Source organism: Streptomyces sp. WAC03905 (assembly GCF_057371075.1).
The window spans coordinates 5,246,286-5,259,266 of sequence record NZ_JBXYDZ010000003.1; the positions used below are offsets into that span (position 1 = coordinate 5,246,286).

12 protein-coding genes and 2 tRNA genes are annotated in these 12,981 nt (G+C 71.5%); 13 read left to right on the top strand and 1 reads right to left on the bottom strand.

Annotated elements, in window-relative coordinates:
- Positions 1-34: 34 nt before the first annotated feature.
- Positions 35-610 (top strand): SCO2584 family spore wall biosynthesis protein, encoded by a 576-nt coding sequence (locus AC2RP6_RS26170; protein ID WP_486448404.1) that lies wholly within the window; start codon positions 35-37, stop codon positions 608-610.
- A 68-nt stretch (positions 611-678) separates the two neighbouring features.
- Positions 679-1,827: an SCO2583 family membrane protein gene (locus AC2RP6_RS26175; RefSeq protein WP_486448405.1), complete on the top strand. Its 1,149-nt coding sequence runs from the start codon at positions 679-681 to the stop codon at positions 1,825-1,827.
- Here the strand turns inward: AC2RP6_RS26175 and AC2RP6_RS26180 are convergent.
- On the bottom strand, positions 1,811-2,905 hold the full coding sequence (locus AC2RP6_RS26180; protein WP_486448406.1) for a M48 family metallopeptidase: 1,095 nt from the start codon (positions 2,903-2,905) through the stop codon (positions 1,811-1,813). The two genes, AC2RP6_RS26175 and AC2RP6_RS26180, sit on opposite strands and share 17 nt — an antisense overlap.
- A 140-nt stretch (positions 2,906-3,045) precedes the next feature.
- On the opposite strand from AC2RP6_RS26180, the gene AC2RP6_RS26185 reads away from it, so the two are divergent.
- The 11 genes from AC2RP6_RS26185 (at position 3,046) to AC2RP6_RS26235 (ending at position 12,886) form a co-directional block, all read left to right on the top strand.
- The gene (locus AC2RP6_RS26185) at positions 3,046-3,213 is read left to right on the top strand and encodes a hypothetical protein (RefSeq protein WP_037631388.1); all 168 of its coding nucleotides are present in this window, start codon (positions 3,046-3,048) and stop codon (positions 3,211-3,213) included.
- Positions 3,214-3,249: 36 nt separating this feature from the next.
- The gene (gene nadD, locus AC2RP6_RS26190; RefSeq protein ID WP_486448407.1) at positions 3,250-3,867 is read left to right on the top strand and encodes a nicotinate-nucleotide adenylyltransferase; all 618 of its coding nucleotides are present in this window, start codon (positions 3,250-3,252) and stop codon (positions 3,865-3,867) included.
- 24 nt (positions 3,868-3,891) lie between these two features.
- Positions 3,892-5,598: an LCP family protein gene (locus AC2RP6_RS26195; RefSeq protein ID WP_486448408.1), complete on the top strand. Its 1,707-nt coding sequence runs from the start codon at positions 3,892-3,894 to the stop codon at positions 5,596-5,598.
- Between the two features lie 119 nt (positions 5,599-5,717).
- On the top strand, positions 5,718-6,164 hold the full coding sequence (rsfS, locus tag AC2RP6_RS26200) for a ribosome silencing factor (protein WP_030027741.1): 447 nt from the start codon (positions 5,718-5,720) through the stop codon (positions 6,162-6,164).
- Complete coding sequence (locus AC2RP6_RS26205) at positions 6,161-6,826, top strand: histidine phosphatase family protein (protein WP_486450453.1); 666 nt, start codon at positions 6,161-6,163, stop codon at positions 6,824-6,826. Before rsfS ends, AC2RP6_RS26205 begins: the two co-directional genes overlap by 4 nt.
- A gap of 123 nt (positions 6,827-6,949) precedes the next feature.
- Positions 6,950-7,022: transfer RNA gene (locus AC2RP6_RS26210), tRNA-Ala, on the top strand.
- A 203-nt stretch (positions 7,023-7,225) separates the two neighbouring features.
- Positions 7,226-7,399 carry a hypothetical protein gene (locus tag AC2RP6_RS26215; protein WP_157854762.1) on the top strand — a complete coding sequence of 58 codons (174 nt, stop codon included), beginning with the start codon at positions 7,226-7,228 and terminating at the stop codon, positions 7,397-7,399.
- Positions 7,400-7,530: 131 nt separating this feature from the next.
- Positions 7,531-7,603: transfer RNA gene (locus tag AC2RP6_RS26220), tRNA-Ala, on the top strand.
- Between the two features lie 254 nt (positions 7,604-7,857).
- Positions 7,858-10,722 carry a leucine--tRNA ligase gene (leuS, locus tag AC2RP6_RS26225; protein ID WP_486448409.1) on the top strand — a complete coding sequence of 955 codons (2,865 nt, stop codon included), beginning with the start codon at positions 7,858-7,860 and terminating at the stop codon, positions 10,720-10,722.
- A 123-nt stretch (positions 10,723-10,845) separates the two neighbouring features.
- Entirely contained in the window at positions 10,846-11,541 is a 696-nt protein-coding gene (locus AC2RP6_RS26230) for a hypothetical protein (protein ID WP_486448410.1), read from the top strand.
- Between the two features lie 499 nt (positions 11,542-12,040).
- Positions 12,041-12,886, top strand: a complete 846-nt coding sequence (locus AC2RP6_RS26235; protein WP_486448411.1) for a DegV family protein — start codon at positions 12,041-12,043, stop codon at positions 12,884-12,886.
- Positions 12,887-12,981 lie beyond the last annotated feature (95 nt).

A 12,981-nucleotide genomic window follows, 5' to 3' on the forward strand; every position in this document is an offset into this window, starting at 1 on the left:
GCCCAAAGGCTCCCCCCAGGTCTACTCTGTTGCCGTGCCGGACGACGTGGGGGGCAAGCCGTTCCCGGACGACGGGACCCCCGAAGACGATGCAGACGACCGCGGAGGCGCGGAAGAGGACTTCGCCTCCGTGGTGTTCGACGAGGACTTCGTCCGGAACGCCGAGATCCACGAACCGAGCGCCGCGGAGCGCCAGCGGGCGGCCGACCGGGCACGCGCGGAGGCCGAAGCCGCCCGCGCCGTCCCGGGCGGATGGACGGCCGACCACGACCACGACGGCTACGGCTACGGCCACCCCGACGGGTACGACGGCGACGACTACGGCTGGGACCACGGCGGCGACCGCGAGCGGGGCCACGGCCACCCCGACGGGCCGTACGGCGCCTACGGCGGCAGCCTGCGCCCCTACCGGGGCCGCGCCCCGTGGCTGCGGCCGGTCGCCTGGGTGCTCGCCTTCGTGATGGGCCTCGGCATGGTGGCGCTCGCCTTCAGCGCCGTCTACCGCAGTGCCGCGGGCGAAGCGGACCCCGCTCCGGCGCCCGCCAGCACCCCCAGGCGCGAAGTCACCGGCGTCGGCGCGTTTACGTACCCCTCAGTACGCCAACCCTGAAGGTACGACCCCACTCGCGTTCGCCGGAGCTGGGGGCTTCTCTGAAGCGGGGACAGCGGGGAGAAGCGATGGCCGTGCCAGGAGACCCACCGAACGGTACCCCCGACGGCACCGGCGGGGGCGATGACGAGTTCCGGCCGGAGGAGTACCGAGACGAATACCGATCGGTGGTGTTCGACGAGGACTTCGTCCGTGCTGCCCGGCTCCAGGAGTACTCCGCCGAGGAACGCATGGGCGAGCACGCCCGGGCCGTCCGCAGCCGGTCCATCTGGTCGGGCTCCGCGCCCCGGACCAGCACGCCCGGGCGCGGCGCGCGGCAGGGCATGCTGCTCGTGCTGCTCATCGCCACGGCCTTCGCCGTCGCCGTCTACATGGGCCTGCGCAACCCCTACGTGCCCCCGCCCGGGGGGCCCGCCCAGCCGCTCGCCAGCACCGTGGTCCCGCTCGCGCCCACCACCGCCGTGCCCGGCGGCCTGCCGCCCGAGCTGTTCGCGAAGAGCCCCGCCGCCGACTACCGCGTCGGGGCGGCCGGGATCAGCCTGCCCGGGGTGCGGCGCACGCAGCACTTCACCGACGTCCAGGTCGTCACCGCGCTGTCCATCGCCAAGGACTACCTGGTGCAGTCCTCGCTGGACCCCGACGTGCTGGCCGGGACCGCCACCCGGCCCGTGCGCGTGCTGCTCGACCCCGATCAGCTGGAGCAGTTCGACCGCAGCATGACCTCGCCCTCCGGCGACGGCCGGCACGCGGCCACCGGCTGGCTGGTCCGCTTCGACCCGGACACCGCCGTCGTGGCCGACCCCCGGGTCAGGGTCAGCGGCACCCTGGCCTACGAGGAGGTGGGCCGGGACGTACTGGAGATCACCACCGATCACACCTTCGTGTACGCCGTACGGCCGGCCACCGGAGCCCCTGCCGCGGCCGACGGCGCGTCGCTCTTCACCGTGCGGCGCGAGCTGCGGCTGCGCTTCGACCGGGACGACCTGAGCGTCCGGCGGCTGGAGCTGGCCTCGGCCTACGTGATGGCCGGGCCGCAGGACTGCTCCGCCGACCCTGCCGGAGGCTTCCGCCCGCTGCTGGCCGGGGCCGGCCCCACCACCGTGGGACCGGCCGCGAGCGACCCGTACGCCAGCGGCGACCCGAGGCGCACGGCCGGGCTGTGCGGCGTACTGGCCCCCGCGGCGACTCCCGGCGCCCCGGTCAGCCCTGCTCCGTAGCCCCGCCCTTGCCCTCGCGGCCCGTGCCGGTGCCCGTGGCCGAGCCGCCTCCGGCGCCGGCACCGGTGAACTTGTCCCGCAGCCTGCCGCCCATGTCCGCCGCTCCGCCCGCGATGTCACCCACCAGCTTGAACAGCGGGTCCTTGCTGGTGCGCACCGAATCGGCGTAGTGGGCGGCCGACTCCCGGAAGGAGTCCGACACCGAGGCGTCCTTGTCCTCGTCGCGCCGCGGGTAGTGGCCGTCCATGATCCGCTGGAAGTCCCGGCTCTCCGACCACTTCTTCAGCTCGGCCGCCCGGACCGTGGTGAAGGGGTGCGTGCGCGGCAGCATGTTGAGGATCTTCAGCACGGAATCGCGCAGGTCGCCGCCCTTCTCGTACTCGTCGGCCTGCTCCAGGAAGGCGTCCACGTTCATCTCGTGGAGGTGGTTGCCGCCCGCCAGCTTCATCAGGCCGCGCATCGAGGCCGTCACGTCCTGCCCCACCAGCAGCCCGGCCCGGTCGGCCGACAGCTCCGACTTGCGGAACCACTCCCGCAGCGCGGTCACGAGCGTCATCACCGCCACGTTGCCCAGCGGGATCCAGGCGACCTTCAGCGCCAGGTTCGTCAGGAACAGCAGGATCGTGCGGTAGACGGAGTGCCCCGACAGCGCGTGGCCCACCTCGTGGCCGACCACCGCCCGCATCTCCTCCTCGTCGAGCAGCTCGACGAGGCTGGTGGTCACCACGATGATCGGCTCGTCCAGCCCGATGCACATGGCATTGGGCCGGGGATCCTGCTGGACGTACATCTGCGGGACCTTCTCCAGGTCCAGGATGTAGCAGGCGTCGCGGAGCATGGCGTGCAGGTGCGGGAACTGCGTCTCGCCCACCCGCACCGAGTCCGACAGGAACAGCAGGCGCAGGCTCCGCTCGGGGAGCAGGCCGCTGAGGGCCTTGAAGACCGTGTCGAAGCCGCTCAGCTTGCGCAGCGCCACCAGGGCGGAGCGGTCCGCCGGATGCTCGTACGCACGCGAGGAGATGCCGGGGAACCTCCTGCGGTCCCGCGCCGGCGTCTTCTCGAATCCCGTCTGCGTCATGTGCGCCCTCCCCTGATGGAACTGCTCGACGATGCGTCTATCCTCTCCAACGCCTGAGTCGGCGCGAGCGTGCCCCGGGCGCCCGCATACGATGTGAGCGAAGTCTCCGCCCGCTCCCCGACTCGATAGGTACCTGCCTGATGAGCCTCTCCTCCACCGCCCACAACCTGGTCGTCCTCGCCTCGGAGGGGGCCGAGCAGCACGGCGGCAACCACGACAGCCTCAACCCGTACCTGACCGGCGGCGCCGCCTTCGTGATCCTCATGCTGATGCTCTGGGTCACCACGCGCCTGAACCGCGACCGCTAGTCGGACCGGTCCGCCGGGCCAGTAGGCTCTGCGCTCATGGGAGAGCAGGAGATGCCTACCGGTCCGGTCAAGCGCCGGCTCGGCGTGATGGGCGGGACATTCGACCCGATCCACCACGGACACCTGGTGGCCGCCAGCGAGGTGGCCGCCCTTTTCCACCTCGACGAGGTGGTGTTCGTGCCGACCGGTGAGCCGTGGCAGAAGTCCCAGCGGGCCGTCTCGCCCGCCGAGGACCGCTACCTGATGACGGTCATCGCCACGGCCTCGAACCCGCAGTTCTCGGTGAGCCGCATCGACATCGACCGCGGCGGGCCGACGTACACGATCGACACCCTGCGGGACCTGAAGGCGCTGAACGACGACGCCGACCTGTTCTTCATCACGGGTGCCGACGCGCTCGCGCAGATCCTGACCTGGCGCAACGCCGACGAGCTGTTCTCCCTCTCCCACTTCATCGGAGTCACCCGGCCGGGCCACGTGCTCACCGACGACGGGCTGCCCGAGGGCGGGGTCTCGCTCGTCGAGGTGCCCGCGCTGGCGATCTCGTCCACGGACTGCCGTGCGCGGGTCGCCAAGGGGGATCCCGTCTGGTACCTGGTGCCGGACGGTGTGGTGCGCTACATCGACAAGCGTGAGCTGTACCGGGGAGCCTGAGCTTCCGGAGAGAGGGGCCCCGCGGTGAACGACCGACAGGATCCGTACGACCCGTATGCCGCGCACGAGCAGCAGCTCATCGGCTACGACGCGTACGGGCGGCCGGTGTACGGCCAGGCGCCCGCGCAGCCCGCGGCCCCCCAGTACGAGCAGCAGGGCTACGGCTACGACTACCAGGGCTACGGCCAGCAGCAACCGCAGCAGTACTACCCGCAGCAGCCCGCGGCGCAGGAGTACGGCGGGCAGGAGTACCCCCAGGCGCCCTCCTACGGCTACGACGCCCAGCAGGCCCAGCAGGCCCAGCACCAGGCTCCGCAGCAGACGCAGGTACCGGCCCCGCAGTGGATCCCGCAGCAGGCGGCGCCCGAGCCCCGGGCCGCCGAGCAGCCGGGGGCCCCCGCGGACCGGCCGTCCGCCGCGCCGGTCCCCGAGCCGCGCCGGCCCGAGGGCGGCTCCGAGGCGGGCCGGGACTACCGCACAGAGATGTTCGCCTTCATCGACCAGCCGGACGAGGACTCCGAGGACGTCATCGACTGGCTCAAGTTCACCGAGAGCCGCACCGAACGCCGCGAGGAGGCCCGCCGCCGCGGCCGCAACCGGGTCGTCGCGCTGATCGTCGTCCTGGCGGTGTTCGTCGTCGGCGGCGCCGGCTACCTCTGGTACGCGGGCAAGCTGCCCTTCCTCGACGGCCCCGGTTCGAAGAAGACCGCCACCGCCGCGGACGCGGCGGCGCAGAAGCGCGACATGATCGTCGTGCACCTGCACAACACCAAGAAGGGCGGCACCTCCTCGGCGCTGCTCGTCGACAACGTCACCACCCAGCAGGGCGCCACCGTCCTGCTGCCGAACGCCCTCGCCGTGACCGGCCAGGACGGCACCGCCACGGCCCTCGGCAAGGCCGTCGAGGAGGGCGGACTCGGCACCCGCGAGGCCCTCGACTCCGTGCTCGGCACCCACATCGGCGGCACCTGGCGCCTGGACACCCCCTTCCTGGAGAACCTGGTCGAGCTGGTCGGCAGCATCGAGGTCGACACCGACACCGCGGTCCCGGCCGACGACGCGGCCAGGACACCGGCCGTGGCCCAGGGCCAGAAGCAGAGCCTGAGCGGCCCGATGGCCGTCGCGTTCGCCACGTACCGCGCCCAGGGCGAACCGGAGGCCAAGCAGCTGGAGCGCACGGGCAAGGTGCTCCACGCGGTCCTGCGCAAGGTTCCCGGCGATCCGAAGGCCGCGGCCGTGACGGTCGAGAGCATCGGGCAGATCCTCGATCCCGCGCTCAACGCGCAGACCCTCGGCGCGCTGCTGTCCAAGCTGGGCGCGCACGCCAAGGTGGGCGCGTACCGCACCGACGTCATCGCGGTGAAGCCGGACGGGACGCTCACGGACGAGGCCAACAAGAAGGTCGTCAAGGAGGTCCTCGGCGGCTCCGCCGACGCGGCGCAGCCCGGCGCCACCCCGCGCGTCGGACTCAAGGACGCCACCGGCGACGAGAAGGCGCAGGTCGCGGCGAAGGCGGCGCTGATGAACGGCGGCTACACCTTCGTGGACGGCGGCAAGGCCGACAAGACGGCGTCCGCCTCGCAGATCACCTATCAGGACGATGCCCAGCGCGACCGCGCGATCGAGGTGGCCAAGACGCTGGGGCTGCCCGAGACCGTCGTGAAGAAGGCCGAGAACGTGGTGAACGCCGAGGTCGTGGTGATCCTCGGCAAGGACTACAAGGCGTCCTGAGCGGGCCGCGGGCCGGCCGGGAGGGGCGCTCGCGCCCGTGCGGAACGTTCCGCGCGGGCGCCGTCGGCGGTACATGAGACCCTTGTAAGGACCTGCCCGCCAACCCGAAAGCATGGCCAGTGACCGCCACGGACCGCTCCATCGAGCTCATCACCACCGCTGCCCAGGCCGCGGCCGACCGGCTCGCGCACGACATCATCGCGTACGACGTCAGCGACGTGCTGTCGATCACCGACGCCTTCCTGCTCGCCTCGGCGCCCAACGACCGTCAGGTCAAGTCGATCGTCGACGAGATCGAGGAGCGCCTGCAGAAGGAGCTCGGCGCCAAGCCGGTGCGCCGCGAGGGCGACCGCGACGCCCGCTGGATCCTGCTCGACTACGTCGACATCGTCGTCCACGTCCAGCACAGCGAGGAGCGGGTCTTCTACGCGCTGGAGCGCCTGTGGAAGGACTGCCCCGAGATCGAGCTCCCCGAGGACGCCAAGCTCACCATCGGCAAGGCCGAGGAGCACGCCAAGCTGCGCGAGGCGGCGGGCGACGACGACCTGGACGGTGATCTGTTCTGAGCGCGACCGAGACGGCCGAGCCGGCCAGGTCCAGCAGGAAGATCGTCCTCTGGCGGCACGGCCAGACCTCCTGGAACCTGGAGCGGCGCTTCCAGGGATCCACGGACATCGAGCTGACCGAGACGGGTCTGGCGCAGGCGCGCCGCTCCGCGCGGCTGCTCGCCTCCCTGAAGCCGGACGCCATCGTCGCCTCGGACCTGCGGCGGGCGGCGGCCACCGCGGCCGAGCTGGCCGCGCTCACGCGGCTGCCCGTGACGCACACCGAGGCGCTGCGCGAGACGTACGCCGGTGAGTGGCAGGGCCTGACGCACGAGGAGATCCTCGACAAGTACGGCGAGCAGTACGCGGCGTGGAAGCGCGGCGAACCGGTTCGCCGCGGCGGCGGTGAGCTGGAGACCGAGGTCGCCGAGCGCGCCGCGCCCGTGGTGCTGGAGCACGTCGAGAAGCTGCCGCGGACCGGCACGCTCGTCGTGGTCAGCCACGGCGGCACCATCCGTACGACGATCGGGCGCCTGCTGGGCCTGGAGCCGTACCACTGGGAGGGCCTGGGCGGGCTCTCCAACTGCTGCTGGTCCGTCCTCGGCGAGGGCGCCCGCGGCTGGCGTCTGCTGGAGCACAACGCCGGCACGCTGCCGGAACCGGTGCTCGGCGACGACGACTGAGCGGCTCCCTGCCGCTTCCCACCGGGGCTCCGACCCGGATTTCACTTTCCGGCTGGTCCCAGGCTAGAGTTCTTCTTGTTCGCAGCGAAGAACACCGGAGACGGGGGAAGCGCAGCGGAGAGCGGGGCTATAGCTCAGTTGGTAGAGCGCCTGCATGGCATGCAGGAGGTCAGGAGTTCAATTCTCCTTAGCTCCACAATCAGGATCCCGTCCCCAAGTGGGGGCGGGATCCTTGTTTTTGTACCCTTTGCGTTTGCTGACCTGGCCCGCACCGGCGTGGCAGAATCGGACAGCCGGAGGGGGAGTCGACGGCCCGACGCGGGAGGGAGTCGCGAACGGATGGGTGCACACCGGCGCCGGTGCGACTGGTGCAACAACGGGACGCCGATCGTGCGGGACATGGACCCGGTCAATCCCGACTACCAGTACTGGTGCGAGGAATGCGCGCGGGCGCTGATCATAAAGGGCGACCCGATCGAGACGTACCGCGAGCTGGAAGGGGAGCCGATCTACGGTCGGCTGCTCGACGAGCACTGCACGCTCAAACGCTTCTACCAGTTCGCGAGAGCGTGACAGACCGTTGCAAATCGGACATGGCCCCGGGTCGGCGGAAACCGATTTTTGGACCAGGGCCATGACCGTGTAATGTTTGGGACGTCGCCAAGGGGAACCGGCAAGGGAAACCGAAGCGGCAAGCAGGGCAAGGGGCTATAGCTCAGTTGGTAGAGCGCCTGCATGGCATGCAGGAGGTCAGGAGTTCAATTCTCCTTAGCTCCACAATGAAGAAGCGGGCCACCCGGATCGGGTGGCCCGCTTCTCGTTGTGTCACCCGGTGGAACGGCCGAGCGTCGGCGGGGGCCGCTGCGGTACCCTGACGCCATGCGTGCCGTACGCCTCCTGCTTACCGAGCCGCGCTGATCAGTACCGACCTTCGAACGGTCGGCCTCGGCGCGGCGCCCCCTCCTGTGCGAGGGGTTTTTTCGTTTGGGCAGGCAGAGACGGCAGAGACGATCGATGGAGCTTCAGGAATCATGAGCGAGACGAACACCCCGGCCCCCGAGGCGGCCGAGGCGCACCGTTACACGGCTGCCATGGCCGCCGACATCGAGGCACGCTGGCAGGACGTATGGGACGCGCAGGGCACCTACGAGGCCCCGAACCCGACCGGTGACCTGGCGGGAGACCCGGCGGTCGTCGCGCGGCCCAAGAAGTTCATCATGGACATGTTCCCGTACCCGTCCGGTGCGGGCCTGCACGTCGGTCACCCCCTCGGGTACATCGCCACCGACGTCTACGCCCGCCACCAGCGGATGACCGGCCACAACGTCCTGCACACCCTGGGGTTCGACGCGTTCGGCCTGCCGGCCGAGCAGTACGCCGTGCAGACCGGCACGCACCCCCGCGTGTCGACCGAGGCGAACATCGAGAACATGAAGGTCCAGCTGCGCCGGCTGGGCCTGGGCCACGACAAGCGCCGCTCGTTCGCCACGATCGACCCGGACTACTACAAGTGGACCCAGTGGATCTTCCTGCAGATCTACAACTCCTGGTACGACGCGGACGCGAAGAAGGCCCGGCCGATCGCCGAGCTGGTCGCCGCCTTCGAGGACGGCTCCCGCGAGGTCCCCGGCGGCCGCGCCTGGGCCGGGCTGACCGCCGCCGAGCGGGCCGACGTGCTGAACGGCTTCCGGCTGGCGTACTCCTCGGACGCGCCCGTCAACTGGTGCCCCGGGCTGGGCACCGTACTGGCCAACGAGGAGGTCACCGCCGACGGCCGCTCCGAGCGCGGCAACTTCCCGGTCTTCAAGTCCAGGCTGAGCCAGTGGAACATGCGGATCACCGCGTACGCCGACCGGCTGCTGGACGACCTGGACGCGCTGGACTGGCCCGAGGCCATCAAGCTGCAGCAGCGCAACTGGATCGGCCGCAGCGAGGGCGCGCGCGTCGACTTCGCGCTGGGCGACGAGGCCATCACGGTCTTCACCACCCGCCCCGACACCCTGTTCGGCGCCACCTACATGGTGCTGGCGCCCGAGCACCCGCTGGTGGAGAAGTTCATCCCGGCCGCCTGGCCGGAGGGCACCCACGACGTGTGGACGGGCGGGCACGCCACCCCGGCGGAGGCCGTCACCGCCTACCGCAAGCAGGCCGCCTCCAAGTCGGACGTCGAGCGCCAGGCCGAGGCCAAGGACAAGACCGGCGTCTTCACCGGCGAGTACGCGATCAACCCGGTCAGCGGCGACAAGGTGCCGGTCTTCATCGCCGACTACGTCCTGATGGGCTACGGCACCGGCGCGATCATGGCCGTTCCGGCGCACGACAGCCGGGACTTCGAGTTCGCGCGCGCCTTCGAGCTGCCGATGCGCTGCGTCGTGCAGCCCTCCGACGGCCGCGGCACCGACCCGGCCGAGTGGGACGACGCCTTCGTCTCGTACGACGCGAAGCTGGTCAACTCCACCGGTGAGGGCATCTCCCTGGACGGCCTGGGCGTCGTCGAGGCGAAGGCCGCGATCACCGACTGGCTGGCCGCACGCGGCATCGGCGAGGGCACGGTCAACTTCCGCCTGCGCGACTGGCTGTTCAGCCGCCAGCGGTACTGGGGCGAGCCCTTCCCGATCGTCTACGACGAGGACGGCGTCGCGCACTCCCTGCCCGAGTCGATGCTGCCGCTGGAGCTGCCGGAGGTCGAGGACTACTCCCCGCGCACCTTCGAGCCGGACGACGCGGACTCGCAGCCCGAGACCCCGCTGTCGCGCAAGGCCGACTGGGTCAACGTCGAGCTGGACCTCGGCGACGGCGTGAAGTCCTACCGGCGCGAGACCAACACCATGCCCAACTGGGCCGGTTCCTGCTGGTACGAGCTGCGCTACCTGGACCCGAACAACGCCTCCGCGCTGGTCGACCCGGAGATCGAGCAGTACTGGATGGGCCCCCGCGAGGGCGCCCCGCACGGCGGTGTCGACCTGTACGTGGGCGGCGCCGAGCACGCGGTGCTGCACCTGCTGTACGCCCGCTTCTGGTCGAAGGTGCTGTTCGACCTGGGCCACGTGTCGTCGGCGGAGCCGTTCCACAAGCTGTTCAACCAGGGCATGATCCAGGCGTACGCCTACACCGACGAGCGCGGTGTGTACGTCCCGGCGGCCGAGGTCGAGGAGCGCGACGGGGCGTACTTCCACGAGGGTAAGCAGGTCAAGCGCGAGCACGGCAAGATGGGCAAGTCCCTGAAGAACGCCGTCACGCCCGACGAGATCTGCGAGGAGTACGGCGCCGACACCCTGCGCCTGTACGAGATGGCGATGGGCCCGCTGGACGTCTCGCGCCCGTGGGACACGCGCGCCGTGGTCGGCCAGTACCGCCTGCTGCAGCGCCTGTGGCGCAACATCGTGGACGAGGAGACCGGCGCCGTGACGGTCGTCGACGCCGAGCCGGGCGAGGACACGCTGCGCGCCCTGCACAAGGCGATCGACGGGGCCGGCGCGGACATGGCGGGCCTGCGGTTCAACACCGCCATCGCCAAGATCACCGAGCTGAACAACGCCCTGACGAAGGCGGGCCGCCCGCTGGAGCGCTCCGTCGCCGAGAGGCTGGTCCTGCTGGTCGCCCCGCTGGCCCCGCACATCGCCGAGGAGCTGTGGCACCGGCTGGGCCACAGCGAGTCCGTGGTCCACCAGGACTTCCCGGTCGCGGACCCGGCGTACGTCGTGGACGAGAGCGTGACGTGCGTGGTGCAGGTCAAGGGCAAGGTCAAGGCGCGCCTGGAGGTGTCGCCGTCGATCACGGACGCCGAGCTGGAGCAGCTGGCCGTGGCCGACGCCGGTGTCGTGGCGGCGCTGGGCGGCGCGGAGATCCGCAAGGTGATCGTCCGCGCGCCGAAGCTGGTGAACATCGTCATCTGAGGACGCACCCCCGGAGTAGGGGGGATCCCGTACGGGCAGGTTGGGGGTTCGATGGGAACCCCTGGCCTGCCCGTGGCGTTTACGGTGGAGGGGAAGAGCGGACGCCTGGGGAAAGGGGCCGTCATGGAGGCCGCGTTGATCATCTTCGCGTTGATGTTGCTGGCCATCGTCGGCCTCGGCGCGTACCTCACGGTCAAGGCGGTGGGCGCGGCCAAGCGGGGTGTGGAGCGCACCGTCGTGCAGGCCCGGCGCACGGTGGAGGACACCACGCTGCGGGCCAAGAGCTTCGGGCAGGTCGGAGTGGTGGGAGCCCTCGCACAGCTGCGGCTGGACCTGCGGACGTCGATGCGCGCCACCCAGCAGGCGCTGGCCGAGGGGGCCCGGGAGGACGCCTCGCTGCGGGAGTCGCTCGCGCTGTTCGAGCGGCTGAGTGCGCACGGGCACGAGCTGGACGGGGAGATGAAGCGACTGGAGCAGGAGCCCGACCGGAGGCGCACCGCCGATCTCCTGCCGGACCTGCGGGAGCGCGCTTCCAAGATCATCCAGGCGGCGGACTCGCTGCGGTGGGCCGCCCGGGACCGGGCCCGGCGCTTCGCGGAGGACGACCTCTCGCTGCTGTCGGACCAGATCGAGATGGAATCGGGCGCACTGCGCGACTGGTCCCGCGAACCGGTGGACGACCTGGCGGCGGCGGCCGCCGAATGGGACGCCACCCAGCCGAAGCCGACCACCCCCGAGCCGGCCGCCCTGAACCCGCCCACACCGACGGTGCAGTACCCCTGGCAGCAGAAGACCCCCCGCCCGGAAAGCGCAGGCTGAGCACCCCAGGCCCCGCGGCGCCGCCCCCTGGGGCAGAACCCGCGCGATTCGCCCGGGACCTTGGGCGGAGCCCTTCGGGGTGCGGGGCCGGTTCGACGCGGCCGGGGGCGCAGCCCCGGGTGCTCGGGCCGACCCGGTACGGGATCCAAGGACGGAGCCCCGCGGTCCGTGCACGGCGCCTCGGGGTGGCGCTGCCAGGTGCCGCGGGCCGGGTTCCGGTATCGGGTCTCGGGGCGGAGCCCTAGTAGGGTCCGGGCGTCGGTTCGACGGGGTCTTGTGGGCGGAGCCCGCGCGGTTCGACCGGGACCTGGCGGAGCCCCTCGGGGGTCCGGGGCCGGCCCCGGGGAACGGGGTCTCGGGGCGGAGCCCCGAGTTTCGGGAAGGGGTGGGGTGGGGAGAGCCCCGCAGGGCCCCGGCACCAGCCCGCCGCCGCCCCTCCCGCGGCCCCCGCAGGGGCCCCGGCTGCCGCCCCGCCCCCACGGGCGGTAACCTCCGCCTCATGTCCCGCCATGTCGCCATCGTCACCGATTCCACGGCCTACCTGCCCCGACCGGCCATGGCGCGGCACGGAATCACCGCCGTTCCGCTCACCGTGGTGCTCGGCGGCGAGGCACTGGAGGAGGGCACCGAGATCTCCGCGCGCAGCCTGGCCCTGGCCCTGCAGAAGCGCCGCTCGGTCACCACCTCCCGCCCCAGCCCGGAGGAGTTCGTACGGGCCTACCAGGTGGCCGCGGACGCCGGCGCGACCGGCATCGTGAGCCTGCACCTGTCCGCCGAGTTCTCCGGGACCTACGACGCCGCCGTGGTGGCCGCCAGGACCGCGCCCGTGCCCGTGCGCGTCGTGGACACCGGCATGGTCGCGATGGCCCTCGGGTTCTGCGCGCTCGCCGCGGCCGAGGTCGCCGAGGCGGGCGGCTCCGTGGACGAGGCCGTGGCGGCCGCCGAGAAGCGGGCGGCGGACATGGCGGCGTACTTCTACGTCGACACCCTGGACTACCTGCGCCGCGGCGGCCGGATCGGGGCCGCGCAGGCCCTGCTCGGCTCGGCCCTGGCGGTGAAGCCGCTGCTGACCCTGGACGGCGGGCGGATCGAGATGCTGGAGAAGGTGCGTACGGCCTCCAAGGCCATCGCGCGCCTGGAGGAGCTGGCCGTCGAGCGCGCCGGATCCGCCGGCGTCGACGTGGCGGTGCATCACCTGGCGGCACCGGAGCGGGCGGAGAAGCTCGCCGAGCGGCTCCGCGAGCGGATCCCCGGCCTGGTCGAACTGCATGTGAGCGAGGTCGGGGCGGTGATCGGCGCGCACACGGGGCCGGGGCTGCTGGCGGCGGTCGTATCGCCCCGCTGATCACCGGAACGAGTGGCTCGGTTATCCACAACGGGGCCTTCATCCACCGGAATTGAAGCGTCCGAACGGCTGTCGGGATCTGCCCCTACGGTCGG